Annotated in this window: 25 protein-coding genes and 1 pseudogene; 19 read left to right on the forward strand and 7 right to left on the reverse strand. The window is 58.6% G+C overall.

The features are described from left to right. The first annotated feature begins 81 nt into the window (after nucleotides 1-81). Nucleotides 82-516, forward strand: coding sequence for a helix-turn-helix domain-containing protein (locus tag EV561_RS16725; protein WP_245512713.1), 435 nt, complete (start codon nucleotides 82-84; stop codon nucleotides 514-516). Here EV561_RS16725 and EV561_RS16730 read toward each other — a convergent pair. The 3 genes from EV561_RS16730 to EV561_RS16740 all read right to left on the reverse strand — a co-directional run bounded on the left by EV561_RS16730 (nucleotide 513) and on the right by EV561_RS16740 (nucleotide 2,177). Further along, nucleotides 513-836 (reverse strand): cupredoxin family copper-binding protein, encoded by a 324-nt coding sequence (locus tag EV561_RS16730; RefSeq protein ID WP_132523433.1) that lies wholly within the window; start codon nucleotides 834-836, stop codon nucleotides 513-515. The genes EV561_RS16725 and EV561_RS16730 overlap by 4 nt on opposite strands. 10 nt (nucleotides 837-846) lie before the next feature. Next, entirely contained in the window at nucleotides 847-1,368 is a 522-nt protein-coding gene (locus EV561_RS16735) for a DUF4142 domain-containing protein (RefSeq protein WP_132523434.1), read from the reverse strand. A gap of 116 nt (nucleotides 1,369-1,484) precedes the next feature. Beyond that, nucleotides 1,485-2,177, reverse strand: a complete 693-nt coding sequence (locus tag EV561_RS16740; protein ID WP_245512714.1) for an RNA polymerase sigma factor — start codon at nucleotides 2,175-2,177, stop codon at nucleotides 1,485-1,487. A 427-nt stretch (nucleotides 2,178-2,604) separates the two neighbouring features. Here EV561_RS16740 and EV561_RS16745 point away from each other — a divergent pair, with 427 nt between their 5' ends. Then, nucleotides 2,605-3,240 carry a VOC family protein gene (locus tag EV561_RS16745; RefSeq protein ID WP_132523436.1) on the forward strand — a complete coding sequence of 212 codons (636 nt, stop codon included), beginning with the start codon at nucleotides 2,605-2,607 and terminating at the stop codon, nucleotides 3,238-3,240. Between the two features lie 123 nt (nucleotides 3,241-3,363). Here the strand turns inward: EV561_RS16745 and EV561_RS16750 are convergent, their stop codons facing one another. After that, nucleotides 3,364-5,841 carry a glycogen/starch/alpha-glucan phosphorylase gene (locus EV561_RS16750; protein ID WP_132523676.1) on the reverse strand — a complete coding sequence of 826 codons (2,478 nt, stop codon included), beginning with the start codon at nucleotides 5,839-5,841 and terminating at the stop codon, nucleotides 3,364-3,366. Between the two features lie 534 nt (nucleotides 5,842-6,375). On the opposite strand from EV561_RS16750, the gene EV561_RS16755 reads away from it, so the two are divergent. From EV561_RS16755 to EV561_RS16825, 15 genes and pseudogenes are all read left to right on the forward strand, one after another. Further along, a complete protein-coding gene (locus EV561_RS16755) occupies nucleotides 6,376-7,296 on the forward strand; it encodes a MurR/RpiR family transcriptional regulator (protein WP_245512696.1) in 921 nt (306 codons plus the stop codon). A gap of 73 nt (nucleotides 7,297-7,369) precedes the next feature. Next, complete coding sequence (locus EV561_RS16760; RefSeq protein ID WP_132523437.1) at nucleotides 7,370-8,374, forward strand: extracellular solute-binding protein; 1,005 nt, start codon at nucleotides 7,370-7,372, stop codon at nucleotides 8,372-8,374. Between the two features lie 16 nt (nucleotides 8,375-8,390). Further along, on the forward strand, nucleotides 8,391-10,196 hold the full coding sequence (locus EV561_RS16765) for an ABC transporter permease subunit (protein ID WP_132523438.1): 1,806 nt from the start codon (nucleotides 8,391-8,393) through the stop codon (nucleotides 10,194-10,196). After that, nucleotides 10,193-11,236, forward strand: a complete 1,044-nt coding sequence (locus EV561_RS16770; protein ID WP_165927827.1) for an ABC transporter ATP-binding protein — start codon at nucleotides 10,193-10,195, stop codon at nucleotides 11,234-11,236. The genes EV561_RS16765 and EV561_RS16770 overlap by 4 nt, the downstream gene beginning before the upstream one ends. 30 nt (nucleotides 11,237-11,266) lie before the next feature. Further along, nucleotides 11,267-12,022: a COG4280 domain-containing protein gene (locus tag EV561_RS16775; RefSeq protein ID WP_132523440.1), complete on the forward strand. Its 756-nt coding sequence runs from the start codon at nucleotides 11,267-11,269 to the stop codon at nucleotides 12,020-12,022. Beyond that, nucleotides 12,019-12,225 carry a hypothetical protein gene (locus EV561_RS16780; protein WP_132523441.1) on the forward strand — a complete coding sequence of 69 codons (207 nt, stop codon included), beginning with the start codon at nucleotides 12,019-12,021 and terminating at the stop codon, nucleotides 12,223-12,225. The genes EV561_RS16775 and EV561_RS16780 overlap by 4 nt, the downstream gene beginning before the upstream one ends. Nucleotides 12,226-12,699: 474 nt before the next feature. Next, nucleotides 12,700-13,524 (forward strand): phosphonate ABC transporter ATP-binding protein, encoded by an 825-nt coding sequence (gene phnC / locus EV561_RS16785; RefSeq protein ID WP_132523442.1) that lies wholly within the window; start codon nucleotides 12,700-12,702, stop codon nucleotides 13,522-13,524. 55 nt (nucleotides 13,525-13,579) lie between these two features. Beyond that, nucleotides 13,580-14,221: pseudogene (gene phnD / locus EV561_RS37900) on the forward strand (phosphate/phosphite/phosphonate ABC transporter substrate-binding protein); the annotation flags it as partial. 34 nt (nucleotides 14,222-14,255) lie between these two features. After that, nucleotides 14,256-15,251 carry an MFS transporter gene (locus EV561_RS16795; protein WP_207910549.1) on the forward strand — a complete coding sequence of 332 codons (996 nt, stop codon included), beginning with the start codon at nucleotides 14,256-14,258 and terminating at the stop codon, nucleotides 15,249-15,251. Nucleotides 15,252-15,410: 159 nt separating this feature from the next. Further along, nucleotides 15,411-15,797, forward strand: coding sequence for a cytochrome c family protein (locus EV561_RS16800; protein WP_132523678.1), 387 nt, complete (start codon nucleotides 15,411-15,413; stop codon nucleotides 15,795-15,797). 142 nt (nucleotides 15,798-15,939) lie between these two features. Continuing rightward, entirely contained in the window at nucleotides 15,940-16,755 is an 816-nt protein-coding gene (locus EV561_RS16805; RefSeq protein WP_132523444.1) for a cytochrome c oxidase subunit II, read from the forward strand. 54 nt (nucleotides 16,756-16,809) lie between these two features. Further along, nucleotides 16,810-18,588 (forward strand): cbb3-type cytochrome c oxidase subunit I, encoded by a 1,779-nt coding sequence (locus EV561_RS16810; protein WP_132523445.1) that lies wholly within the window; start codon nucleotides 16,810-16,812, stop codon nucleotides 18,586-18,588. Continuing rightward, complete coding sequence (locus tag EV561_RS16815) at nucleotides 18,585-19,289, forward strand: cytochrome c oxidase subunit 3 (RefSeq protein WP_132523446.1); 705 nt, start codon at nucleotides 18,585-18,587, stop codon at nucleotides 19,287-19,289. Before EV561_RS16810 ends, EV561_RS16815 begins: the two co-directional genes overlap by 4 nt. Nucleotides 19,290-19,301: 12 nt before the next feature. Next, on the forward strand, nucleotides 19,302-20,024 hold the full coding sequence (locus EV561_RS16820) for a heme-copper oxidase subunit III family protein (protein WP_132523679.1): 723 nt from the start codon (nucleotides 19,302-19,304) through the stop codon (nucleotides 20,022-20,024). Nucleotides 20,025-20,034: 10 nt separating this feature from the next. Further along, nucleotides 20,035-20,367 (forward strand): cytochrome C oxidase subunit IV family protein, encoded by a 333-nt coding sequence (locus EV561_RS16825; protein WP_132523447.1) that lies wholly within the window; start codon nucleotides 20,035-20,037, stop codon nucleotides 20,365-20,367. An 8-nt stretch (nucleotides 20,368-20,375) separates the two neighbouring features. On the opposite strand, the gene EV561_RS16830 is transcribed toward EV561_RS16825, so the two are convergent. The 3 genes from EV561_RS16830 to EV561_RS16840 form a co-directional block, all read right to left on the reverse strand. After that, entirely contained in the window at nucleotides 20,376-21,188 is an 813-nt protein-coding gene (locus EV561_RS16830) for a PfkB family carbohydrate kinase (protein ID WP_132523448.1), read from the reverse strand. A gap of 166 nt (nucleotides 21,189-21,354) precedes the next feature. After that, nucleotides 21,355-22,161: a pyrroline-5-carboxylate reductase gene (locus EV561_RS16835; RefSeq protein WP_132523449.1), complete on the reverse strand. Its 807-nt coding sequence runs from the start codon at nucleotides 22,159-22,161 to the stop codon at nucleotides 21,355-21,357. 74 nt (nucleotides 22,162-22,235) lie between these two features. Then, nucleotides 22,236-23,141, reverse strand: a complete 906-nt coding sequence (locus tag EV561_RS16840; protein WP_132523450.1) for a sugar-binding domain-containing protein — start codon at nucleotides 23,139-23,141, stop codon at nucleotides 22,236-22,238. A gap of 199 nt (nucleotides 23,142-23,340) precedes the next feature. On the opposite strand from EV561_RS16840, the gene EV561_RS16845 reads away from it, so the two are divergent. Together EV561_RS16845 and EV561_RS16850 are read left to right on the forward strand one after the other, a co-directional pair. Continuing rightward, nucleotides 23,341-24,282 carry a tagatose-bisphosphate aldolase gene (locus EV561_RS16845; RefSeq protein WP_132523451.1) on the forward strand — a complete coding sequence of 314 codons (942 nt, stop codon included), beginning with the start codon at nucleotides 23,341-23,343 and terminating at the stop codon, nucleotides 24,280-24,282. Continuing rightward, on the forward strand, nucleotides 24,275-25,687 hold the full coding sequence (locus EV561_RS16850) for an ROK family protein (RefSeq protein WP_132523452.1): 1,413 nt from the start codon (nucleotides 24,275-24,277) through the stop codon (nucleotides 25,685-25,687). Before EV561_RS16845 ends, EV561_RS16850 begins: the two co-directional genes overlap by 8 nt. Nucleotides 25,688-25,842: the final 155 nt, after the last annotated feature.

Below are 25,842 nucleotides of genomic sequence, written 5' to 3' on the forward strand. Positions count from 1 at the left end.
GCGCGTTTTGCAGGACCGCCGAAAGATGGAGCAATTCGCCTGGATGCGGTAAGCAACGCCGTTGGCCGCCATGAGGATGGAATTTTGAAGGATAGAGATGAAGCACTGACCCCCGCTGACTACGAGGCCCTGGCAAATCTGCGCTATACGCTCAGACAATTCCTGGATTTCAGCACCTCGGCGGCCCAGCAGGAGGGCTTGCCGACACAGCAGCATCAGGCCTTGCTTGCCATCAAGGCGCATTCGGCGACAGAACCGATGACGATCGGCATCCTTGCGGAACGGCTGTTGATCGCCCCCCATACGGCAACGGAATTGGTGGGCAGGCTGGTCGCTGCAGACTACGTTACCCGCCAACCCGATCCGATCGACAAGCGCCGTCAGGCTCTTCGCCTCACGGAGCATGCAGAGCGGGTCCTACGTAAGCTCAGTTCCATCCACTTGACCGAGATTCGCGACATGGCGCCACGGCTGATCCAGATTCTGACGGCATTGCAGTCGGTCCGCGAGGACTAGTTCGCCGCGACATTCAGCCGGGCGCGCATATTGGGATGGAACCGGCAATAGTAGTCAAAGGCCCCACTTTTCGTGACGGTGAAGGACGCGGATTTATGGGCCGGGATCATCACGTCGAAGCGCCCGTCAGCGGTTGCCGTATGCACCATGATGTCTTTGTTCACCCACTCGATCGTATCGCCGATCTTCGCATCGACGGCGGGCGGGTTGAATGTGAGCTTCTCGATCGTGATTTCGATCGTGGCCGCCTGGGCTGGAAAGGAGGCCATGATGATGGCCGCCCCACTCAGCGCCGAGAAAAAGAGGCGCTTCATTTGCATTGCGATGGTCCTATTTCAGCATGGCTGCGACGTGTTCGGCATGCTGTTCATGCCCCTGGAAGACCTTCAGACCCGTCTCCAGCAGATCCTTCAGTTCCGCATTCTTAGCTGAAGGGATGAGCAGCGTTTCAAGCGCGCCATTGACCTGCTTGTGATAGGCAACCTCGTTTTCGACATAGGCCTTGTCGAAGGCAGCGCCCTTAAGCTTGGCGAGCTTTTCCCGCTCGGCGGCGGCGGCCTTCGTTAGGGAACGGCTCGTGTCATTGTCTTTGGGCGTTACCTTGAGCTTCTTGACGAGATCGAGCGCCAGGGTGTTGACGGCCTCATGGTCGCGCAGCATGTCCTTTGCGAAATCAACGACTTCCTTGTTCTTGGAGACCTTCAGCGCCTGCTTTGCAGCCTCGATGTCGATGGCACCGGCCGTGTAGGCTATATGCGCTATCTCTGGATCGGTGGGGGTTGGGCTGGCTGCATAAGCCGCTGGGCTCAGAAAGCAGATGACGGCGATTGCTGCGCTCAATCGAACAGACATAGGTTTGGCTCCTGCTTGGCCGGCTTTTGCTGCCGGGCCGTTATCGACCATCATTGGATGCCGAAGCGTCGAAAACGTTCCCAATTCAGCGAGTTTTCCTGAGGAAATTGCGCGCTCTAATCTTTTAGGCCGAGCCGGCTCATCACGGCTTCTGTCAGCCGCTCGCAACGCCGTCCCGCAAAAGGGAAGGCATCGAGCAGGACCGGTCCGATGCGCTGGTCCAGATGCTGTCGCAGCAGTTTTCTTGCGCGGTGCAATCGCGTCCTGACAGTTTCCGGCCTGATGCCGAGAAGTTCAGCCGTCTCCTCAACGCTCATTCCCTCGATCACGCGGGCAATGAAAACCAGCCGGAACTCGTCCGGCAATTCATCGGTTGCCTCTTCCACAAGACGCAGGATCTGCCGTTGTGCCATTGTCTTTTCCGGATCGTCCAGGGACGAATTGCTTGGGAAATTCAGGATCTGTGCGCCGCTTCCGTCTGTCGGAATGGCAATCTCGCGGCGTCGCGCCGATTGACGGACACGGCCAAGCGCTTCGTTGAGAACGATCCTGTGCAGCCATGTCGACAGCGATGATTGCCCGCGGAACTCCTTGAGATGCCTGAATGCCAGCAGATAGGCCTCCTGAACGACATCCTCGGCAATGCTGTCATCGCGAACGACCCCTCTCGCGATGCGGAACAGTCTTTGATTGTGGCGACGCATGATCGCTCGAAAGGCATTGGGATCGTTTGCGAGCGCCGCGAGAATGAGGTCGCTTTCGCCGGCGTCATTCTTTGACAAGGCTGGATGTGCATTTATGGGCTTCATCGACATCGTGGTGCTCCGATCACCCAGTTGGATGTTGGATGGATCAAAACGTTCCCCAAAATATCATAATGGTTCGAGCTGCGATGTCAGCTTCTCAGGCGTTGCGCCATGCATCATGCAGTTATCATTGATCGCGCGTCTTCGGTGGCCAGCATTTAGAGGGAACAACCTCGCCTTTTTTGCTCGGAAGATTATGTTGATATCTGCTGCCGTCAGTGCCTTTCCCGATGAACCATATGAAGCATCGCAATTCCGGGCGGAGGGCGTTTCTGAAGCTCGTCCACGATTACCCGCCGCGATAAAACGGCCGGGAACAATGCAGGTCTTCACCCCGGGACACGGGGATCGTTCAAGTCGTTGCGTCAGTCGAGTTGAGACAAGAAGGGGCGCCCCGCGCCTTCAGCTACCAGTCACAAGGAGAGAACCCATGACAGCTACCGTCAGCAGAGGCGTGCAAACCGTTGATCTGAAGCTCGAGGTCGTCTTGATCCCTGTCTCGGACGTCGATCGCGCCAAGCGATTTTACGATGGGCTGGGTTGGCGGCTGGACGCCGACTTCCCGGTCGGCGATGCGTTCCGGGTGGTGCAGTTCACGCCGCCGGGTTCGCCGGCATCGATACACTTCGGCATCGGGCTAACGACTGCCGCACCCGGCTCGGCGAGCGGGCTCTATCTGGTCGTATCAGACATCGAGACCGCGCGTGCAGAACTCGTCGCTCGCGGCGCTAATGTCAGCGAAGTCTTTCACCGTGAGGGTCCTGGACAGCCGGCGGTCAGCGGCCGGGATCCTCAGCGGCGCAGCTATCGCTCCTACGCCACCTTCACCGATCCTGATGGCAACGGCTGGTTGCTTCAGGAGGTGACCGAGCGATTGCCCGGACGTGTGGATACGGAGATCACGACCTTTACCTCCTCGCCTGAGCTTGCATCGGCTCTCCGGCGTGCTGCGACCGCGCATGGCGAACACGAAAAACGAACCGGCGGCCAGCATGATGAGAACTGGCCAGATTGGTACGCCGAGTACATTGTGAAGGAACAGGCCGGGAAACCGCTACCCTCGTAAGCGCCTGCGACAAGGCCTTTCTGCGCGTGATCCCCCAACGGGCGGATCACGCGCAGTTTCAATTCTTACCGCAGGTCAACGGCTCCGGATTTAGCCGCTAAGCGACTATATCGCACCGAGATGTCAGCGCACCGGGCAGGGCTTTACCTGCCAGATTTCGGAAGCGTATTGCGCGATTGCACGGTCGCTCGAGAACTTCCCGGAGCCTGCGACATTCAGGATCGCCTTCCGCGCCCATGCATTGCGATCCCCGTAGAGTTCAAAGAGCGCCTGATCTGCCTCCAGATAGGAAGTAAGATCCGCAAGGTGCATGTAGCGATCGCCGTTCTTCAACAGAACGTCGTGCAGTGAGGTGAACGCGCCTCGCTCGTCCTCATTGAAATAGCCGCTGGCAATCAGGTCCAGAGCCTGTCGCGTCTCCGGCTCGTTTTCATAGTGCCAGTACGGATTGTACCAGCCACGGCTTTCGGCGACCTGGTCAGCCGTCAGGCCGAACAGGTAGAAGTTTTCTTCTCCCGCCTCTTCCGCCATCTCGATCGTCGCGCCATCCCGCGTTCCGATGGTGAGCGCGCCATTCATCATGAACTTCATGTTGCTGGTGCCGCTGGCTTCGAAGCCCGCTGTCGAGATCTGGTTGGAGACGTCGGCGGCGGGGATCAGCCGCTCGGCGAGCGAAACGCAATATTCCGGGAGGAAGACGACCTTGATCCTGTCGCGGATGACGGGATCGCTGTCGATCTTGATCGCAAGGTTGTTGACGAACTTGATGATCTGCTTTGCCACTTTGTAGGCCGGCGCTGCCTTGCCCGCAAAGAAGAAAGTGCGGGGCGTGACATCGAGTTGCGGGTTCTCGCGCAGTCTGTTGTAGAGCACGATGACCCTCAGCGCATTCAGCAGCTGCCGCTTGTATTCATGTATCCGCTTGATATGGCAATCGAATATGCTGTCGGGATCGACCGACTGACCAGAGGTTTGCTGCAGCCAGTCTGCGAACTTTGCCTTTGAATCGCGTTTTGCCTTCAGGAAGGCATTGCGGAATGCCGCGTCTTCGGCGATTGGCTTCAACGCGGCGATCTTTTCGAAATCGGTCATCCAGCCATCGCCGATTGCGTCGGAGATGACGCGCGACAGGTCCGGATTGGCAAGCAGCAACCACCGACGCGGCGTGACGCCGTTCGTCTTGTTGTTGAAGCGCTGCGGGAATATGTCGGCGAGGTCGCGGACCGTGGTCGTGCGCAGCAGGCCTGAATGGATAGCCGCAACCCCGTTGGTGCTGTGCGAGCCGACAATGGCCAGATTGGCCATGCGAACTTTGTCTTCCGCGCCCTCCTGGATCAAACTTACCCGCTCGACAATTGCCTCATCGCCGGGATAGCGGTTGCGCACGTCGTCGAGGAAGCGCCTGTTGATCTCGTAGATAATCTCAAGCTGACGTGGCAGCATCTGCTGGAAATAGTGCAACGGCCATTTCTCGAGGGCTTCGGGCAGCAGCGTATGGTTGGTGTAGGCAAGCGTGCGCCGCGTAAGGTCCCACGCATGTTCCCAGCCAAGCTGCGCTTCATCGAGGAGGATGCGCATCAGTTCGGGCACTGCCAGGGCGGGATGGGTATCGTTGAGCTGGATGGCGATCTTTTCCGGCAGCCGGTTCCAATCGACGTTGTCGCGGCGGAAGCGACGGACGAGGTCGGCCAGCGAGCAGGCGACCAGGAAATACTTCTGCGCAAAGCGCAGCCCCTGCCCCATCTCGGTGGAATCATCAGGATAAAGGACACGGGTCAGCGTTTGGGCTGCAATGCTGCCAACCAGCGCGCCAACGAAGTCCCCGGAGCTGAATTCCTGGAAGTCGAAAGAATCCGGAGCGGTGGCGCTCCAGAACCGCAGGCTGTTGATGGTCTTTGCGCCGAAACCCATGATCGGCCGGTCATAGGGGACGCCGATCAATGTCGAGGGGCGATTGCCGACAATCCGCAGATTGCCCTGATGCATCTCGAAGGTGCAGCCCAGCTTGATCTCGACGGCTTCACTGCGGCGTGAAATCTCCCATGGGTCCTGGCGGCGCAGCCAGTTATCCGGCTGTTCGCGCTGCCAGCCACCCTCGATCGATTGCCGAAACATGCCGTACTCGTAGCGCAGCCCGTAACCCATCGCCGGGAGTTCCATCGTCGCCATCGAATCGAGGAAACATGCCGCCAGCCGTCCGAGGCCACCATTGCCAAGCCCGGCATCGGGCTCCTGTTCCATCAGCCCCAACCAATCCAGATTGTTCTGCAGGGCGGTTTGCTCGATGAAGGGATGGAGCATAAGGTTTACGAGGTTGTTGGTCAGCGATCGGCCGATCAGGAATTCCATCGACATGTAGTAGACGCGCTTGGGATTTTCCTGATCGTAGGTCTGCTGGGTCTTGATCCAGCGCTGCGCCAGGATGTCGCGCACGGATCGCGCCACGGCCTCGAAGTGCTGCCGCTTGTAGGCAGTCTCTGGCACCACCAGGGCGTCGGATAGCAGATGGCGCTCAAACATCGCATCGGCGCGCCCGACGAAGGGAACCGAGTTGAAATCGTGAAGTTGAAGATGCTTCTGCACTGCATCGACGTTGGTCATCTCGTCCACGATATTCTCCTCTAATCAATGGATTTTGATTATCATGCCAGTCCGAATGCCATCGCTGCCGATTCAACCCAGCGTCGTTCCCGTTCGCTCGGATGCAGCAGCTCAAATTCTGCGGCGTGACGAAGCGCTATCGGAAACCCTGTTTGGCACAATCCATCTGCAGCGGCCCAAGTCATCTGACCGGGGTCGATAAGGTATTGACGTCGTTAAGATCTGCGACCCAAGCTATGATTTTTCGACGCAAGAAATATGACATGGGCTAACAAATTTCGTGGCCGACGGAAGACGTCGATTCCTGCCCCCACCAGCCCGAGATAGTGGTGCGGCTCTATCGCGTAGGCACATTTTCAGGTGCCTGTCAGCAATCGGGCGGATGGTTCCGCACTATCAGATCAAAACCTCGGTCGCTCGCCGCTTGAGAATGGTGTCGGTTTTGTGATGCCATTCGCCCGGCTGTCATGCGCATGCAATATTTACTACCTAATTGTGATCTTGGTAGCAGATACTACAGACAGGAATTTGAGCGTGGTCGACAACACCGAGCGGCAGGCAACGACATTCGAACAGCGCGTGCACAGCGTGATGAGCGAACTGAAGCCAGCGGAGCAGCGGGTCGCACAGTTTTTCATCGATCAGAAGCAGGCGGCACTTCTGGGATCTGCCGCGCAGATCGCGGAGCTTGCGGGCGTAAGCGATGCGACAGTCGTGCGTACCGCGCGAGCACTTGGCTTCGAAAGTCTCTCCACACTTCGCGCAGCACTCCTGTCGGAGCTGACCGGCAGCGCATCGCCTGGAAATCGCCTGGCTCGAACATTGGCTGCAACGCATGGAGACGGCGGCGGCGCGCTACAGCATGTCATCGGAATTCATGAGAGTGTTCTCGATGTCCTGCGGCGGCCGAGTATCGCCGAAGGCTTCGAGCGCGCCGTCGACATATTGGCAAAGGCCAAGCGCCGCCATGTCTTTGGCATCGGCCCTTCGGGTTCGATGGCGGACTACGCCACTCTGCAGTTCAACCGAATTGGCCTTCCGACCAATGCGCTTTCCTCCCCAGGCATAGCGCTCGCGGACCATCTGTTGAACCTTGGCCCGGATGACGCGATTTTGATGATGGCCTACGCGCCTCTTTATCGTGAGGTCGAGGTCGTGCTTGAGGTCGCCGGCCGCCTCTCCTTGCCTGTTGTCCTGATCAGCGACAATCTCGGCCCCTTCGTCGCCGATAAGGTCGCGGAGATCCTGCCTGTCCCTCGCGGCAAGGCCGACCATCTCGCCATGCATGGCGGCACCATGGTGCTCCTCGAGGCCATGATCATTGCCCTTGCCGGACGATCTCCTGAGGCAGCCTTCGACAGCCTTGATCGACTGAGTGCTTTGCGTGGTTCCATCGACAAGGCCTGGGCCAAAAGAGGAACCAGGAAGAAAAAGCTTCAGAAAACACCGAACTGACACAAATAGTTTAAAGTAATGTTTTAGTATAAAATTGTCATAATCCTGAAAATTTAAGTAATGGAGAGCGGAGATGCTAAATAAATCTATCACTATGCTTGCGTTGAGCGCGGCGATTACGTCGTTCTCGGCCCCGGCATTTTCGGCTGATCTCGTACTTTACGATGCGCTGGATTTCAGCGGCAAGGTCGCAAAGGCATTCGAAGCCAAGACCGGACTGAAGGTTGACGTTGTCGAGCCCGGCAGCACCGGCGAAGTATTGGGCAAGATTGCAGCCGAGGGTGACAACCCGCAATTCGATATCGTCTGGCTCGACGGATCGGCGGTCATGGAGCGCATGGCAGCAGATCATATTCTGCAGCCGGTTCCCGCCGACCTCATCGACAAGGCAGCCTTCACGGATTTCGGCAAGTCGCTGATACCGACGAGCCATGCTTTCCTTCCGACCGGCGCCAGCACCACGGCGATCGAAGTCAACACCAAGAAGGTTGCAGACGACAAGACCCCCAAGTCCTGGGCTGACTTGAAGAATTTCGCGGGCGAAGTCGCCGCCAAGGATCCAAATCTTTCCGGCCCCGCCTATCAGTGGCTGGCAGGGTTCTTCCAGACCAACGGTCTCGATACGGGCAAGGATCTTCTGGCCAAAGTCCTGACCAACAAGTCTCAATCCGGCCTGTCGAGCGGCGGCAAGGTCAATGCTGCGGTTCTGACCGGAAAGGCTTCGGTCGGCATCAATCAGGACAGCGCGATTTTCTCCAAGATTGCCAGCGGCGAACCGGTCAAGGCGGTCTATCCGAGCGAAGGCTCGATCGCACTGCCGCAGGGCCTGGGCATCAGCGCCAAGACGCAGCATATGGACGCGGCCCGCAAGTTCATCGATTTCGTGACGAGCGCCGAGGGCCAGGCTGCGATGCAGGATGGCAAGGATACGGATTTCTACTTCATGCCGCTAATCGTCGGCGTCAAGGGCAAGCCGGGCCGTCCGGCAGACATCGCCTTCATCAAGCTGGACGACAAGGTGGCTTCCAGCCACGAGGCGGAATGGAAGCAATGGTATAAGGATCACTTTGTCCCGTGATTGAACAGTGTCAAAGATGACAGTTCTCCAGAACTTCGGAAGCGCCGCGACATCAGTTCGCGGCGCCGGCATCGGGCGGCTTTTGCCGGGGCGGATATTCGCTCGGATCGGCGGGCTTGCCGCGCCCGTTGCGATCTATACCGTCTTCCTGTTGCTGGTCGGGCTTCCGCTATCCCTCGTGCTGGTCCAGGCGATCATGCCGAAACTGTTCGATATCCAGGCTGCGAGTGCGGTTTTCAGCCTCGGACCGCTGGAAAGAGCCTTTGCCTCGCCGCGCATCGTGCAATCGATCCTGAATTCGCTGGAGCTTGCCGCAACTGTCGCGATCACGACCACCGCACTTGGCGGCGCGTTTGCGGTTCTCATCCAGCGATGCAATATCCCCTTGCGTGGGCTCATCGGCGCCGCGCCCTGGCTGGTGTTCCTGACGCCCTCCTATCTGAAGGCGCTTGCATGGGTCTTGCTGATGTCGCCCGGCGGCTACCTTGTGCAAATCGGCTTGCTGCCCTCAGGATGGAGCGAAGCTTTTTTCAGTATCGCGGGTCTTGTTTTCGTTCATACGCTCGGTCTCTTCCCGCTCGCCAGCTTCATCATATCAAGTGCTCTGACCGGGCTCGGCAGTGAACTCGAAGACGCCGCACGGCTCGCGGGCGCGTCGCCCTCCACGATATGGCTTAGGGTTAATGGTCCTTTGCTGGCACCGGCGATCGCCCTCAGCATTATCGCCACCTTCGCGGAAGTCCTGTCGGATTTCGGCCTGGCGTCAACCATCGCCAGGACCTCGAATTTCGGCGTCCTGACCTATGGGATATATTCCGCAACCAGCGACTACCCCGTCGACTTTGCATCCGCCGGGGCGCAGGCGCTTATCCTTCTGACATTGGTTCTTCTGGTCGTCATGGCCGATCGTCTTTTGCGACGCAGGGCGGACCCACGCCTGATCACAGGGCGCGGCCGGCCTGTTCGTCGTTACGAGCTCGGCGCCTTTCGATGGCTCGCTGCCGGGGCAGGCCTGGCGGTCGTCTTCCTTGCACTGTTCTTGCCGATTATTGCCGTTTCGATACGCGCGCTAAGCCAGACCCTGGGTCTTGGGCTCAGCTGGGATAATTTCACGTTGGAAAATGTCCGTGCTGCCTTGGCTTCGGACACGCCAGCGCATGCGGGACTATTGCGCAGCCTCGGATACGCAGGTCTGGCGGCGGCAATCTCGACTTGCCTGGCCCTTCTCCTCTGTGTGCGACTGGACAAAGCCAATTCCGTGATGCGAACGATCGCCGTCGGCCTGTCGCTCGGCGCCGTTGCCATCCCCGGCATTGTACTCGGCTTCGGCTACATACTCGTCTGGAACCGGCTGCCCGGCTTTCGGGATTGGCCTTTCCCGCACTATGGCGACGGCTCGCTGCTCGTGACCGGTTATGTCGCTGCGGCGTTGCCCTATTGTCTCGTCGTGATCCTGTCGGCCATCGGCCAGCTCGCCCCGAGCCTGACCGATGCGGCCCGCCTGCAGGGGGTTGGTGCATTTCGTCGCCTGCGGGCAATAACGGTGCCGTTGATCTTCCTGAGCACGGTGACGGCTTTCCTGCTGACGTTCATTCGCACCGTATTCGAGCTGCCGATGTCACAGATGCTCATACCGCTCAACGGCCCGGTCGCGCCGACGCTCATTCTTAAATTGTTCAGCCACGACCAGGACGGGCTTGCATGCGCGATCGCGCTGCTCGCCATGATCTTTGCCGGCGGCAGCGCTTCGTTGATCTGGATGGTCGCGCGGCGCTTTCAACCGCAGAACCATCGCCTCATCGCCGGAAGGAGCCACTCATGACCGCTTCCCTGGATTGCGTCGGCATCAACAAGAGCCTTGGGGGCGCGCCGGTTCTTCGCAACCTGCATCTGAAGATCAATGCGGGTGAAGTCGTCTCATTGCTTGGAGCCAGCGGCTCGGGCAAGACAACATTGTTGCGGATCATCGCCGGCCTGATCAATCCCGATAGCGGCCTGGTGAAATTCGACGACACCGTTGTCTGGAGCGACAGATCAGTCGTTCCCCCGGAAAAGCGCCGCGTCGGCATGGTCTTCCAGGATTATGCGCTCTGGCCGCACATGACCGTTTCGCAGAACCTGACCTTCGGCCTTCAATCGCAGCGGCTGTCCGACACCGAGCAGACGATGCGGGCGGAGCATGCATTGGAGGTTACGCGGCTTGCCCCCTATCGCAATCGCTATCCGGCCGAGCTTTCCGGCGGCCAGCAGCAGCGTGTTGCCATCGCTCGCTGCCTGGCGGCGCGGCCGGCACTGATGCTGTTTGACGAACCTCTCAGCAATCTCGATGCAGCCCTGCGGGAAGATATGCGCGTCGAAATGATGGAGCTGGTGCGCCGGGAAGCGATCACGGCCGTTTATGTCACCCACGATCAGGCGGAGGCCATGGCGGTGTCCGACCGCATCGCGGTCATGCGATCAGGGGTCATTGCCCAGCTCGACACACCTCAGGCCATTTATGAGACACCCGCTGATGCCTTCGTGGCAAGCTTCATCGGCGGCTTTTCGATCGTGCCCGGTCAGGCCAGCAACGGCCAGTTCAAGATCGAGAATGCGTCGAACGAACCGTTGCGGACATCCGGCGCCCACAATGGCAATGCGCTTCTGGTCGTTCGCCCCGAAGACGCTCGCCCCCGCGATGCCTTCCCTGACAACAGCGTTCAGGGTATCGTTCAGTCCTCGGCGTTTCAGGGACGTTGCTGGCGTCTGATACTCGATATCGGGCCGCACCGCATCAAGCTCGATTGGCCGCAGGCGATGCCCGCTGGAGCGCCGCTGACCTTCTCCCTCCCGCCCGAACGCTGCGTCGTGCTCGCCGCTTAACGTCTTTCAGTTGAATCCAGGACCATTGCATTGAACAATCTCACCCCCATTCTATCGACCGTCACGGCGTCCTTTCTCGGCTCCTTCGTCGAAGTGGTCGAAGCCTTCACCATCGTCCTTGCCGTCGGGATCACCAGAAGCTGGCGCCCGGCACTGACGGGAGCGGCTCTTGCGCTCGCCGTGCTTGCCGCGCTGGTGGTTGTTTTCGGCCCGCTGCTGGCATTGGTGCCGATAACCACGCTGCAATTCGTCGTCGGCGTTCTGCTGATCCTGTTCGGCATGCGCTGGCTGCGCAAAGCGATCTTGCGTTCACTCGGCGTCATTGCGCTCCACGATGAGGATGCCGCCTTTTCGAAAGAGACGGCCGCCTTGCGGCAGCAGGCGGGGCATAGCCGCGCGGACTATCTTGCCGGCCTTGCCTCGTTCAAGGCAGTGCTGCTCGAAGGGGTCGAGGTCGTATTTATCGTCATCGCGGTCGGCGGCGCCCATGGCCTGACCTTCTATGCCAGCCTCGGTGCTTTGGCCGCTTTCATCCTCGTCATGCTGATCGGCCTTTTGGTCCACCGTCCGCTTGCGACAGTGCCCGAGAACACGCTGAAATTCGTTGTCGGTCTCATGCTGACGAGTTTCGGGATTTTCTGGACGGGAGAAGGATTGGGAGCGGATTGGCCAGGTGCCGATCTCGCCCTCATCGCAATCTTCGCCGTCGTGGCCGCTGCGTCCTACGCCATCATCCGCAGCATGCGCAACGCCAGCCAGACATCTACAGCAAAGGCCGCCAAATGAGTGTCATTCGTATCGCAATTTCCGAACTGATCGGCATGTTCATCGATGACGGCAGCCTTGCCGCATTGGCAGTGATCCTGATTTTGGCCGTAACAGCCGCAATCAAGCTGGCTGCATTGCCTCCGCTGATCGGCGGTCTTCTCCTCCTGGTCGGTTGTCTCGCGATCCTCGCCTACAGTGTTCGCCGGGCAGTCAAGCGGTAACCCATCGCGACGCGTAGCCGCCGCATAACGCTCCGCAAAGCGATCATACCCGGCTGCGATCGGGATCCGAGATTGCGAGAAGTCCATCCGAGCCATGATGGACTTCTCGCGCGTTGTCACGCGCCATGAAGCCGAGACAAAGCCCAAATCAGATGGGCTGCCAGGCTGCGCAACAGCGCCGACTTCCGCTCAAAAAACCCTCCTCTAAAGATAGTTTGTCCTGCTAAAGCGCCGATACGACGCCTGCGCAGGCGCCTGCCGATGCGTCGCACGGCATCCAAAAATCCAACGCGTAATACAAATGTCACGTTTCTAAGTATAAGATAACACATCAGGATGTACAAACGGACCCATCCGAAATAAGAACCTGTATTTTTGCAGAATAAAACATTTTTATGATCATACCACCAAGCATATATGTTCGCTTCTCGCGCGAATCTTCTTGGTGATAGGTACGATAGGATTGGAGACAGCATGCTGAAACTCAGCGCTGTAACGAAACGTTTTGGCTCATCTATAGCGGTCAACGGTATCGATCTCGACATAGACAAGGGTCAAATCATCGGCGTCATCGGACGCTCGGGCGCGGGCAAATCGACATTGCTGCGGATTATCAATCGGTTGATCGATCCGAGCGAAGGCACGATCGAATTCGACGGCAAGCGCGTGAGCGAATTGAGGGGTCGGGATCTTCGGCTGTGGCGTGCGCGCTGCGCCATGATCTTCCAGCAATTCAATCTGGTGAACCGCCTCGACGTGCTCACCAACGTGCTCGTCGGCCGCGTTGCGTCAAGCGGAACCCTGCCGATCCTCTTCAAGCAGTTTTCCGCTGAGGAGCGTACGATGGCGGCCAAGGCGCTCGATCGCCTCAACCTGCTCCCGCACGCCCTGCAGCGCGCCGATACGCTGTCCGGTGGCCAGCAACAGCGTGTAGCGATCGCCCGCGCGCTCGTGCAGATGCCTGACATCGTTCTTGCCGACGAGCCGATCGCTTCGCTCGACCCGCACAATGCGCGTCTCGTCATGGAGGCACTGAAGACGATCAATCGCGAAGACGGCATCACCGTCATCTGCAATCTGCACACGCTCGATGCCGCCCGCACCTATTGCACCCGCATCATCGGTCTCGCCAAGGGCTCCGTCGTCTTCGACGGAGCGCCGGAAGCTCTGACCAACGACATATTGCAACGGATCTATGGAGAGGATGGCGGCGCACCGGTCGACGAACGTCTCACCTCCGGTCAATTCGGGCGTCCCCAGACCCACCCGGTCTGGACGGAACCGCTCGCCACAGCTTGACGGGCACCCGCCCGTCATATGTCCAGTAAAATATTAAAATGTATGGAGTTTTTCAATGACGTCCAATATCACCCGCCGCGCCACGGTCGCGGCATTCCTGGCCGGCGCCCTGATGATCGGCGCCGTTCCTGCTAAAGCCGATTGGCATGACCAGTTCAAGGAACTCAATTTCGGCATTTCGAGCTCGGAAAACGAGCGCGATGCGGTTGCCCGCTACGATGCCTTCGCTGCCTATATGACGAAGAAGCTCGGCGTTCCCGTCCATGTCATCTGGGGCACGGACTACGCCGCCGTCTTCGAAGCGCTGCACTCCAACAAGATCCAGTTCGCCACGATCGGCGCCGCGAACTACGCGCTCGGTCGCAAGGTCATGGGCAACAACATCACCGCCGTTGCCACCAGCGAAGACAATTTCGGCTCGACCGGCTATCACTCGGTCATCGTCGTCAAGGCTGACAGCCCGTACCAGAAGATCGACGACCTGAAGGGCAAGGTACTTGCCTGGGCCGACCCGAACTCGACCTCCGGCTATGCCGTGCCGCTCTACTTCATGAAGAAATCAGGCATCGATCCTTCCACCTTCTTCTCCAAGACGCCTTTCTCCGGCAGCCATGAACTCGGCGTCGTCGGCGTCGTCAACGGCACCTTCGATGCGGCCGCCGACGACTGGACCAATCCGCAGAAGAGCAACGCTCAGCGCATGGAATCAAAGGGCATGGTCGGCATACATCATGAACAACCGTATCGTGACCACCTGGTTTCCGGAGCGGGAGCGCGCCAGCACGATCGGCATCTACACCTCGGCCCAATATGTCGGACTTGGCTTTCTCACGCCGCTATTGGTCTGGATGGAGGCTGGCTACGGCTGGCGGTCGGTCTTCGTCTTCACCGGCGTGCTTGGCCTTGCGGTCGCTGCGATATGGGCACTTGTCTATCGTGATCCGGATCGCTTTCGCGGCACCAATCAGGCCGAACGCGATCTTATCGCCGAGGGCGGCGGCATTCCTGACCTCAGCACGCGCCTTGCCGCACAGCAGTCCAAGCGCGATGCCTTTTCCTGGCACGATCTTGCCATCGTACTCAGTCGCAAGAAGCTCTGGGGCATCTATATCGGCCAGTTCTGCTACCTGGCATCAGCGAATTTTTTCCTGACCTGGTTTCCGACCTATCTGGTTCAATATCGACACCTTGATTTCATCAAGGCCGCATCGATACCGTTTCTCGCCGGGTTCGCGGGGGTGCTCGTGTCCGGTTTCTTTTCCGACGCTCTGCTTCGTCGGGGCTTTACGCTCGGTGCTTCGCGCAAAATTCCAGTCCTTGTCGGCATCGCCCTATCGGTGCTGATCATTGGCGCGCAATTCGTCGATGCTCCGGAACTCATCATTCTGTTTCTCTGTCTCCGCTCTTGCTCCGGAGCGCCTGATCGGCCTGACCGGCGGGGTCTTCAACCTCTTCGGCGGGCTCTCCGGCGTGATCATCCCGATCGCGATCGGCTATCTCGTCCAGGCAGGCGGTTTCGGGGCAGCATTAGCAATGTGTTCCTTGCTGGCGATCATCGCGGCGTTTTCATACATTTTCCTGGTCGGGAAAATGGAGCGCGTCGCCGAGTGATCTCCGATATAGGAAGAGCTGCGCTTCCTGAAAAATCGGACTTGCGACTGCGAAATGCGCGGTCGCAAGTCCCGCCTGTTCCTCCCCGCGCAATGTCCACCTTCAGTAAAAATTGAATAGAACGGCGGCTCGTTCTCGAAAGAGATGCCGGTCCTGTTTTCGCAACGCACCATATCGCGCCGTCTGTTAAACGGTGAATGGAATTATACTCGTCTTTCATGTATAAAATGGAATTCAGCTTCGTTCAGGGCAGCCTTTTGGAGAGGAGAGTTGCCATGTGGAACCGTTTTGCTTTGATCAGCCTGTTTATTGTAAGTCTTTCGCCTTACTGCGCGGTGGCTCAGGAAGGAGATGTTTCAGCCGGTGCCGTCGTCTTCAAGAAATGCGCCATCTGCCATATTGCCGATACGGACAAGAACAAGATCGGGCCATCACTGAACGGCTTATTCGGCAGGACGGCCGGCACTCACCCCGACTTCAGCTATTCGCCGGCAATGCAACAGGCAGGCAAGGGCGGACTGGTATGGAGTGATACGGAGCTACGCGATTACCTTCATGATCCCAAGACTAAGGTTAAGGGAACGAAGATGACCTTCGTCGGCCTGAAGGATGATACCGAGATCACCAATCTCATCGCCTATCTGAAGCAATATTCCAAATAGAGGGCGAAATCCCGCGAGCTTCGCTGCCGGACTGTTTTCATCCCCTAATTGTCCGCTCAGGCTTTGTGTGAGATAATACTAATAAGCTTCTCCGACAGATTGTGGATATGTCCACCGCCGGGTCGCGGTCAGGGGGCAGCGCATGATTGTCGTGCTGATTCTTGTACTTGTCGTGGTGGGATCAATCGTCTTCCACCTGCTTAGTCCGTGGTGGTGGACACCGATAGCGTCGAACTGGAGCTACATCGACAATACCATCGTCATAACATTCTGGATTACCGGCTTCGTATTCGCGGCGGTCATATCCTTCATGGCCTATTGCGTCTGGCGCTTCAGGCATCGGCCGGGATCAACGGCTGCCTATCAACCCGAAAACAAGCGCTTGGAGTGGTGGCTTGCCGGCGGAACCGCGCTTGGTGTCTCGGCAATGCTGACGCCCGGCCTTTTCGTATGGAGCCAGTTCGTTACCGTCCCTGCCAATGCCAGCAAGGTGGAAGTCGTCGGTCAGCAATGGCAGTGGAGCTTCCGCTTGCCGGGGGCGGATGGCCGGCTCGGTCGGGCAGAGACGCGCAACGTCACGTCCGACAATCCGCTTGGTGTTGACCGAAATGATCCGGCTTCCCTCGATGACGTCGTCATTTCAGGAGGCGAGTTGCATCTGCCAATCGGCAAGCCGGTCGAGGTTCTGCTGCGCTCGATCGACGTTCTCCATGATTTCTACGTTCCCGAATTTCGGGCCAAGATGGACATGATCCCCGGCACCGTCACCTACTATTGGTTCACGCCGACGCGAACGGGAACGTTCGAAGTTCTCTGCGCAGAGCTGTGCGGCGTCGGTCATCCGCAAATGCGCGGAACGGTGGTCATCGATGACGACGACGCCTACCGGACCTGGCTGCAGCAACAGCCGACATTTTCGCAATCCTTAGCATCAATAGAAAATCTGCCGTCGAAGTGAGGATGAGGCGGTCAGAAATGAAAGGCGTGCCGTAGGGAATAGGGAGGATGCAGCATGGTCGACATTCGATCGGGCGTTGGGGAAGCGATCCCACCTGCCGAAGTTGAGGATGTGGAACTTTATCACCCGAAGAGCTGGTGGACGAAATATGTCTTCAGCCAGGATGCCAAGATCATCGCCATCCAATATGCCATGACCGCCATTGCGATCGGCATGGTGGCGCTGGTTCTGTCCTGGCTGATGCGGCTGCAGCTCGGATTTCCAGGCTCTTTCTCCTTTATTGATGCGGAACATTATTATCAGTTCATCACCATGCACGGCATGATCATGGTGATCTATCTGCTGACGGCGCTGTTTCTTGGCGGGTTCGGCAACTATCTCATCCCGCTGATGCTCGGCGCGCGCGACATGGTCTTTCCCTATGCGAACATGCTGAGCTATTGGCTCTATCTGCTGGCTGTACTGGTGCTTGTCGCCGGCTTCTTCGCGCCCGGCGGACCGACGGGCGCCGGCTGGACGCTCTATCCGCCGCAGGCGCTTTTATCCGGCACGCCCGGCGGACGCGACTGGGGCATCATTCTGATGCTTTCCTCGCTGATCCTGTTCATCATCGGCTTCACCATGGGCGGCCTGAACTATGTTGTCACAGTGCTTCAGGGGCGCGCCCGCGGTATGACGCTGATGCGCATGCCCTTGACCGTGTGGGGCATATTCACCGCAACAGTCATGGCGCTCCTTGCCTTCCCGGCACTCTTCGTCGCCGCCGTGATGATGCTGTTCGACCGGCTGCTGGGCACCAGTTTCTTCATGCCCGCAATTGTCGAAATGGGCGAACAGTTGAAGCAGGGTGGCGGCAGTCCCATTCTCTTCCAGCACCTGTTCTGGTTCTTCGGACATCCCGAAGTGTACATCGTCGCCCTGCCCGCTTTCGGCATCGTTTCCGATCTGATCAGCACCCATGCCCGCAAGAATATTTTCGGTTACCGGATGATGGTCTGGGCGATCCTCATCATTGCGGCGCTAAGCTTCATTGTCTGGGCGCACCATATGTATGTCAGCGGCATGAATCCGAACTTTGGGTTCTTTTTTGCGACCACCACCCTAATCATAGCGATCCCGACTGCGATCAAGGTCTATAACTGGGTGCTCACCCTCTGGCGCGGCGATATCCATCTGACGCTGCCGATGCTCTTCGCACTCGCCTTCATCGTCACCTTCGTCAATGGAGGCCTCACCGGGCTCTTTCTCGGCAATGTCGTCGTCGACGTGCCGCTATCAGACACGATGTTCGTCGTCGCGCATTTCCACATGGTCATGGGCGTGGCGCCGATCATGGTCGTGTTCGGCGCGATCCATCACTGGTATCCCAAAGTGACGGGTCGCATGCTGAATGTGACGATGGGCCATATCCACTATTGGATCACCTTCCTCGGCGCCTATGCAATCTTCTTTCCCATGCACTATCTCGGCCTGCTGGGCGTGCCCCGCCGCTATTACGAACTGGGCGAGACCGCCTTCATTCCGCCATCGGCGCATACGCTGAACGAGTTCATTACGGTTGCCGCCCTGATCGTCGGCGCGGCACAAATATTGTTCCTGTTCAATCTGGGCTGGAGCCTGTTCCGGGGCAAAGCATCCGGCGGCAACCCCTGGTGCGCGACGACGCTGGAATGGCAGACGCCGCAAACGCCGCCCGTTCACGGAAACTGGGGCAAGGAGCTGCCCATCGTCTATCGCTGGCCTTACGACTACAGCGTTCCGGGTGCGCCCGAGGACTTCATACCGCAGAACCAGCCACCTTCAAGCGCAACGGCAAGGGGTGCCGCGTCATGAGCGCGATCCTCGTCTTCCTCGCGGGCATCTTTGGCATCGTCGGCTGGTGGCTGGCAAGACAGCGGCTGACGTCCAAACCCTGGCTGGAGACCGAGCGTGCTGGCGATTTGCCCGATATCCAGCGATCCCCTTTACCGACCGCCAAGATCGGTCTTGGCATTTTTCTCGCTGTCGTCTGTGCGCTGTTTACCCTGCTTATCAGCGCCTACCTTACACGCATGGGCAGCGCCGACTGGTGGGGAATGCCCGTGCCGCGTTTGCTATGGGTCAACACGGCAGTTCTCCTGGTTAACGGCGCATCGATGGAATGGGCGAAAGCCGAGGCCAGGCTCAGCCGCGGCGAGACCCTCAACACCGCGTTGGCTATGGCGTTCGGAACGGGTTTTCTGTTCCTTCTCGGCCAGCTTCTCGTGTGGTGGCAGCTCGTGTCGGCTGGCTATGTGCTTGCCGATAACCCCGCAAACAGCTTCTTTTACATGATCACCGGAATTCATGGCCTGCACATCATCGGCGGGCTTTTCGTGCTGGGACGCGCGACGGTCCGCGCCCGAAGCATTCTCACATGGTCGAAGATGCGTCTCAGCGTGGACCTGTGCGCCACCTATTGGCATGTCATGCTCATCATCTGGCTCGTCATGTTCGCGCTTTTTGCCGGATGGGCCAACAGCTTCGCCGATCTCTGCCGCCAATTGGTCACCTGAGGAGTTTCGATGATGGAGCAATCACTGGAGACACAGACTGACACGCCCCTTCCCCGCCCCCAGGGACTGCAGGGCGTCGCGGCCGATCTGTCCTCGGATCAGCGGGCGTTCAAGAACGTCTCCTGGGGTAAGGCCATGATGTGGATCTTCCTTCTCAGCGACACCTTTGTCTTCGGCTGTTTTCTGCTTGCCTACATGACGGCGCGGATGTCGACCGTCGTTCCGTGGCCCAATCCAAGCGAGGTCTTTGCCCTGACGATCGGGGGTACCCAAGTTCCCCTGATATTGATCGCCATCATGACATTCGTTCTCATCAGCAGCAGCGGAACAATGGCCATGGCCGTCAATTTTGGCTACCGTCATGACCGGCGCAAGACCGCCGCGTTGATGCTCGCGACCGCCGCCCTTGGCGCGACCTTCGTGTCCATGCAGGCCTTCGAATGGACCAAATTGATCCGCGAAGGCGTCCGTCCCTGGGAGAATCCCTGGGGAGCCGCGCAGTTCGGCTCGTCCTTCTTCATGATCACCGGCTTTCATGGCACCCACGTCACGATCGGCGTGATCTTCCTCCTCGTCATTGCCCGGAAAGTCTGGCGCGGAGATTTCGAACAGCAGAGGCGTGGCTTCTTCACCAGCCGGAAAGGCAATTACGAAGTGGTGGAGATCACCGGGCTCTACTGGCACTTCGTCGATCTGGTCTGGGTCTTTATTTTCGCGTTCTTCTATCTCTGGTGAGGAGAGCACCATGTCGCAGCCGCACGCACAAGCAGACCAGCATCACCCGATAAAGCTCTATCTCGTGGTATGGGCCCTGCTCTTCGTCCTCAGCACATGCTCCTACCTCGTCGATTATCTCGGCATCCAGGGTTACCCGAGATGGTTCCTGATCATTGTGTTCATGATCATGAAAGCCGGGCTCATCGTCGCGATTTTCATGCATATGGCATGGGAGCGGCTGGCGCTGATATATGCCATCCTCCTCCCCCCAATCATTGTGTTGGTCTTCGTGGCGCTGATGGTATCGGAATCGCAATATACGCTGCTGACCCGGCTCGCCTTTTTCGGCGCCGGCCCCTGATACGCGCGTCAGGCGGAAGCGTCTCTCTGGCTCAGCCATTCAGCAGTGAGCCGGCTCGCTTCGGCGGCGGCAGCGGCAAGATCTTTGCCGCGAAGCAACTCTGAAACGAAGCATCCGGCGAAGCTATCGCCGGCGCCGAGCGTGTTGTCGACGTCGATCTTGGTTGGCGGTTCGACGTGTGTGAGGCTTTGTCCATCGTAGAGCGAAATAGGACGAGGTCCGTCGGTCAATACTAGCGTCCGCAAACGGGTTCCGGCGATTTCTTGAGCCTGCCTCCAGATGGCATCCATCTCCTTGCCGGCGACATCCGTCCTCGACGTAATGACGATATCCGCCGGACGAGACACTGCCGGACGAAGCGGAAGTTGCGATATGACCAAAGGAATATGATCAAGACTGGAAAGCAATGTCTCGTCGAGAAGCAAGGCATTGATATAGGCCGCATTTCCCGCGATCCTTTCACGCGCTGAAAGAGCTATTCCTGGCCGACCGGCATCGGCAATGATTGTGCGCTCACCGTTTGGTTCAAGGAGGATTTCAGCCAGCGCCGTCTCACCGGAATGCATCGCGACGAAGCGGACATCGAAGCCCATGGTCCCGAGTTCTTTGAGCGCTGCATGGCCGAGTTCATCATCCATCAACCTGGTGACGATCACCACCTCTTCGCCGAGGCGCAAAAGCTGGCTTGCAGTATAAAATCCGCCACCGCCGATCATGACCGTGCGCTTGGCATAGGACAGACGGCTGCCGGACCTGAGCGGCCCGTTCAACGTCCAGACCCGGTCGTGATTGACGCTGCCGATAACGATTATCTTGCTCATAATCACACTTATCTGTGGTCCACGTCGGGTGCCAGAGCATCGACGATAAAGCGCTGAGGATATCGCGAGAGATATAGCAAGCGTTCGCATTGCCTGTGACACGCAACGGCCCAGGGAAACAGACCCTGTGCAGATCGAGCAAGGCCAACGCACCCTCGTTCGGACTTCAGGAGAGCTTGCTTTCTACGGGACGAATGCGCGTAAGAACGCGATCAAGGCCCTTCTGCAGCGCCGCGGTCCCGCCGAAATCGCGAAAGTCCTGCAATACCTGTTCGTTCAACCCGCCCTTGGTCGAATGCTCGCCGATGAGGTCTTCAAAGCTCGCAGTTGGCCTTGATCGAGCGGCATGGTCGAGACCGGAGAACAGCTGACGGAGGTAGGCGTCGCCGGCGGCCCTCGGAAGACCCTGGCTCTCCAGCCAGTTCGCCGTCGCGTCCAGGATGCCAAAATAGGTGCCCATCATGGCGCTCGCCACAGCGAGAAGATCGAATTCTCGTTTGCTTTCAACCTGAACCGCCGTGCCGAGCGCCGAGAAGACAGCGTTTGAAACCTCGTCCGGCGGATGGATAGCGGTCGCGCCCTGGAGATCGGCGACGAACGGAAGCGGAATGGCCTGGCTCACCCTAACAGGCTGACCGATCCACGCCAGCAGTCGATCGAGTGGCGTGGCTGCGACGAAGCTGATCACATGGTGGCTCGGCCGAAATCGGAGTTCACGGACGACTTCCTCGGCAATCTGCGGCCTCACCGCCACGAATACGAGGTCGGATCGGTCGAGGACATCCTGGTTGCCTGAAGCGATCGACACGTTCCGGTTCGCCGCCGCAAGGCGGGCGGCAATGCTTTCGTTACGAGGCGACACTATGATCGGGGTGTCGCGAAACTCTGTTTTGCACAGTCCGGTGACGACCGCTTCCGTAATCGTTCCCGTCCCGACGAACCCGATCGTGATCCGCTTCGGATCGATTTCCATTGGCATCCTCCTATCAGGCCGTTTTTTCCTTGGAACTACGATATCGCCTGAAGGCGAGGTTCCGAGATGTGGCCCTAACCTTTCTCCGCCAGCGACAAGCGATCGAGAACGGCCTGCGCCGTATTAGCGTCCGTAACGAGAGCGTTGATCATCCCTGATCGAGCCGCACCGATAATGCCTGCCGCCTTGGCAGGTGTCGCCGCAACCGCGATGGTCAAAGGCGTTTGCCGCAGTTGCTGCGGGGATGCGGCGATCATACGGTCTTCACCATCCCAATGAAGGATTTCGCCTGCTTCGGTGACATAGTGGCGCAGAACATCGCCTGCCGCGAGGCTCAATGCCTTCTCCGCCGGGAGGGCCGCCGTCGCCTCGGACGGATTTGCCGCATGCGTCAGACCTACGCCGACGATAGCCGCATCGAGCCTGTCCCAGTGGGACGTCACCTGCTGCACCGTCGGATCGGCGAGGAACGCGTCACGCAATTCGGATGACGAAATGTAAGGAGCGTGCAGAAAGTGCGGTACACCGCCCATCTGTTCCGCCGCCTGGCGCACGAATTCGTTGATCTGGAAATGCGGGGCGGCCTGCTGCATTCCTCCATTCAGGGCGGTGACTGCTATGCCGGGAAAACGCGGTAAGCCGGCAAGCGTTACTTCCCGAACCGCCCGTCCCCAGCCGACGCCGAGCGTCGAACCGGAACGCAGCCCCGCTTGCCGAAGCATTGCTCCCACCGGCTGGGCAAGTGCGCTGAGAACATTGGAAGGCGGCGTGTCTATCACGGCAGCCTTGCTCAATTTCAAGCCTTCGACGAGCCCCGCGCTCAGATCCTCCGAGGAGGAAAGATCAATGACTTCAATCCGGACGATCCCGGCCTGGCGCGCCTTGCTGAGCAACCGCGAAACCGTAGCCGTCGATAGGCCAAGCTTCTTGGCGATATCAACCTGCGACATGTCGGATTGGTAGTGCAGCTTCGCAACCATGTGCAGAAGCGCGCGGTTTGCCGCAGCCTCGTTGGTCTGAGACGGATTCAGGTTGAAATTCCTTTCTGCAATGTGTTACACATTCCGGACATGAGGGATTTATCGCTCAAAACGGCCGTTCTCGCAACGACTATGCGGCGCAGGAGGGCGGGATGTTCATTCAATGTCCTATTTCGGATAAGCTAGCAGGGAGGAACAGATGTCGAGATTAACGACAGCGGAGATGCGTGGCTACCAGCAAATCTGCGGCAGTGACGGAGCCATGATGGTTATCGCCTGTGATCAGCGCGGCGGTATGCGCAGCCTGCTTGCGAAGGAACCGGAGGCGCAAGCGGCGATCTCCGACCAAACCCTCGGTGACACAAAGGCCGACATCGCGAAATTTCTTGCAAGCAAGGCCTCCTGTGTTCTTGTCGATCCGATCTGCGCTGTTCCAGCCCTGGTGGATGATCGTATCATTCAACGCGAAACCGCACTTCTGATCGGCCTGGACGCCTCCGGGTGGGATACGTCGCCGGAAGGCTATCGCCTTTCCAAGCTGGTTCCTGGCATTTCCGCCCGACGTGTCCGCCAACTTGGGGCAACCGGCGGCAAGATCATGGTCTATCTGCGCTCGGATCGGGATGAAGCCAACGTTCATAACATCAAGATCCTGCGCCAATGCATCGAGGACTTCGCAAACGAGGATCTGCTGCTCGTCGTCGAATTCCTGACATACAGGTTCGATGGCGAAGACGAGGCCGACTACAAGGCGAAGCTGCCATCGCTGATCGTCGGCGGGAGCAAAATTTGCCTGGATTGCGGGTCGAAGGTCCTAAAGATCCCCTATCCCGGCACTCCGGAAGCCTGCGCGGAAGTCACAAGGCTCGCAGGCGACGTGCCGTGGGCTGTCCTGTCGGCCGGCGTCGACCATTCGACGTTCCTGAGCCAGGTCGAGGATGCCATGCGCAACGGAGCCTCCGGCGTGATCGCGGGCCGCTCTCTGTGGAAGGACTGCATTTCGCTGGACCGGTCGATCACCAAGGATAGACTGGAATCGGTCGCGGTTCCGCGACTGCGTGAAATTCAGGCTGTGATCGCGGCCCATTTTAAAGGCGCCCGGTCTGCAGGCATCGACCGGGGACAGAAAGCAAATGCCTGAACTCGCCATCGGTGTCGACATTGGTGGCACGAACATTCGTGCCGCTCTGGTCTCCGATCGGGGCGAAATACTGAGGAAGCTGTCGGAGCGGACACCATCCGATCCTTTGCAGGTCGTCGAGCGTATCGCGGCGATGGTGGGCGAACTCGATATGGCTGGTGTAACCGGGGTCGGTATCGGCATCCCGGGTCGTGTCGACTGTGCCAGCCGCACGATCCTGTCAGGCGGTATTCTGAATTTGGCCGGCATCGATTTTGCCGATCGCCTCGAGGCAATTGTTGGCAACAGCGTCGTCATCGAAAACGACTGCAGCATGGCGCTGATTGCTGAAATGAGGATCGGTGCTGCCAAAGGCTACAAAAACGTCGCGATGCTGACGATCGGCACAGGCATCGGCGGCGCAGTTGCCAGCAACGGTAATATCTATCACGGCCACAGGGCGGCCGGGCAGCTGGGCCATATCTGCGTCCTGCAGGAAGGCCCGTTATGTCCATGTGGAAGACGTGGTTGCGTAGAAACCTTCAGCTCCGGAACCGCGTTGCGCCGTCACATTACCGAGGCCGGGCTGGCAGCCTCATCCGTGGGCGAAGTCTTTGAAATGGCTGAGAGCGGAAACTCCGCCGCCGAGGCAGTCCTGCAGGCATGGGCGTCGCCGCTACGGGCTGCCCTCGACAATATCGCAGCGACGATGGATCCGGAGGTCATTGTTCTGGGCGGCGGCCTTGGCGCCGATGCCGCACGAGCCGTCGCTTGTCTTCCCGTGGTAGCACCCTGGTTTCGGCCGACGATCCTGCCCGCAAAACTCGGAGACGACGCGGGCGTGATCGGCGCTGGCCTATCGGTGTTGACGCCTGACCGCAACCTTGCCGAAAAGCGCGTGGTACTCGTCAACGGTGTGCCGGCATCGGGAAAAAGCAGCCTTGCGAAATTGCTGTCGCAACGCACCGGATGGCCGGTCATCTCCCTAGATGGCATCAAGAATCCTTTCCTGGAGCATATCGGCGGTGTGGACCGGGAGTTTAATCGCACATTGGGAAAGGCCAGCTATCAGGCGATCTGGTCACTAATTCGTGAAGCGCCACCGGGGTCCACATTCATCGTCGATGCATGGTTTGGCTTTCAGTCGAAAGCCTTGCTCGAGGCCTATATCGAAAAGGCAGGTGTCGATCGCGTCGCAGAGTTTTGGTGCAAGGTTCCCGGGACGGTCGCAGGAGAACGGTACGCCAGCCGGTTGAAAGACAGACTGCCGGGCCACCCCGGCGCTGAATATGTTTCGGAACTGGTGGTGCTCGCAGATCAGGCAGAACCCATGGGATGCAGTCCCGTGATGATGCTTGATCAGACCAAAGAACCGGACATGGACGAAGTGATGGCCTGGATTTTAGGGGTTTTTGATCCGGATTGAAGACGGCCGCGCTATGCCGTCAGCCAAAGCTCGTCATGGATGCGTCTGCGCTTTTCCGCCGAGCAGATCATAATCATATTGCGCCATAAAAGCCGGCTAAGCGCACTGTTATTCATCAGAAAGAAATTAATTACAGAAAAAAATTACTTGACGAC

Source organism: Rhizobium sp. BK376 (assembly GCF_004341625.1).
In the GTDB taxonomy this organism is placed as follows: domain Bacteria; phylum Pseudomonadota; class Alphaproteobacteria; order Rhizobiales; family Rhizobiaceae; genus Rhizobium.

What these genes read in the sequence shown, in the direction of transcription:
- EV561_RS16730 (WP_132523433.1), bottom strand. Translation starts at nt 836, where the DNA reads ATGCAAATGAAGCGCCTCTTTTTCTCGGCGCTGAGTGGGGCGGCCATC.
- EV561_RS16735 (WP_132523434.1), bottom strand. Translation starts at nt 1,368, where the DNA reads ATGTCTGTTCGATTGAGCGCAGCAATCGCCGTCATCTGCTTTCTGAGC.
- EV561_RS16740 (WP_245512714.1), bottom strand. Translation starts at nt 2,177, where the DNA reads ATGAAGCCCATAAATGCACATCCAGCCTTGTCAAAGAATGACGCCGGC.
- EV561_RS16745 (WP_132523436.1), top strand. Translation starts at nt 2,605, where the DNA reads ATGACAGCTACCGTCAGCAGAGGCGTGCAAACCGTTGATCTGAAGCTC.
- EV561_RS16750 (WP_132523676.1), bottom strand. Translation starts at nt 5,841, where the DNA reads ATGACCAACGTCGATGCAGTGCAGAAGCATCTTCAACTTCACGATTTC.
- EV561_RS16760 (WP_132523437.1), top strand. Translation starts at nt 7,370, where the DNA reads ATGCTAAATAAATCTATCACTATGCTTGCGTTGAGCGCGGCGATTACG.
- EV561_RS16765 (WP_132523438.1), top strand. Translation starts at nt 8,391, where the DNA reads ATGACAGTTCTCCAGAACTTCGGAAGCGCCGCGACATCAGTTCGCGGC.
- EV561_RS16770 (WP_165927827.1), top strand. Translation starts at nt 10,193, where the DNA reads ATGACCGCTTCCCTGGATTGCGTCGGCATCAACAAGAGCCTTGGGGGC.
- EV561_RS16780 (WP_132523441.1), top strand. Translation starts at nt 12,019, where the DNA reads ATGAGTGTCATTCGTATCGCAATTTCCGAACTGATCGGCATGTTCATC.
- phnC (WP_132523442.1), top strand. Translation starts at nt 12,700, where the DNA reads ATGCTGAAACTCAGCGCTGTAACGAAACGTTTTGGCTCATCTATAGCG.
- EV561_RS16795 (WP_207910549.1), top strand. Translation starts at nt 14,256, where the DNA reads ATGAACAACCGTATCGTGACCACCTGGTTTCCGGAGCGGGAGCGCGCC.
- EV561_RS16800 (WP_132523678.1), top strand. Translation starts at nt 15,411, where the DNA reads ATGTGGAACCGTTTTGCTTTGATCAGCCTGTTTATTGTAAGTCTTTCG.
- EV561_RS16805 (WP_132523444.1), top strand. Translation starts at nt 15,940, where the DNA reads ATGATTGTCGTGCTGATTCTTGTACTTGTCGTGGTGGGATCAATCGTC.
- EV561_RS16810 (WP_132523445.1), top strand. Translation starts at nt 16,810, where the DNA reads ATGGTCGACATTCGATCGGGCGTTGGGGAAGCGATCCCACCTGCCGAA.
- EV561_RS16815 (WP_132523446.1), top strand. Translation starts at nt 18,585, where the DNA reads ATGAGCGCGATCCTCGTCTTCCTCGCGGGCATCTTTGGCATCGTCGGC.
- EV561_RS16820 (WP_132523679.1), top strand. Translation starts at nt 19,302, where the DNA reads ATGGAGCAATCACTGGAGACACAGACTGACACGCCCCTTCCCCGCCCC.
- EV561_RS16825 (WP_132523447.1), top strand. Translation starts at nt 20,035, where the DNA reads ATGTCGCAGCCGCACGCACAAGCAGACCAGCATCACCCGATAAAGCTC.
- EV561_RS16830 (WP_132523448.1), bottom strand. Translation starts at nt 21,188, where the DNA reads ATGAGCAAGATAATCGTTATCGGCAGCGTCAATCACGACCGGGTCTGG.
- EV561_RS16835 (WP_132523449.1), bottom strand. Translation starts at nt 22,161, where the DNA reads ATGGAAATCGATCCGAAGCGGATCACGATCGGGTTCGTCGGGACGGGA.
- EV561_RS16840 (WP_132523450.1), bottom strand. Translation starts at nt 23,141, where the DNA reads ATGGTTGCGAAGCTGCACTACCAATCCGACATGTCGCAGGTTGATATC.
- EV561_RS16845 (WP_132523451.1), top strand. Translation starts at nt 23,341, where the DNA reads ATGTCGAGATTAACGACAGCGGAGATGCGTGGCTACCAGCAAATCTGC.
- EV561_RS16850 (WP_132523452.1), top strand. Translation starts at nt 24,275, where the DNA reads ATGCCTGAACTCGCCATCGGTGTCGACATTGGTGGCACGAACATTCGT.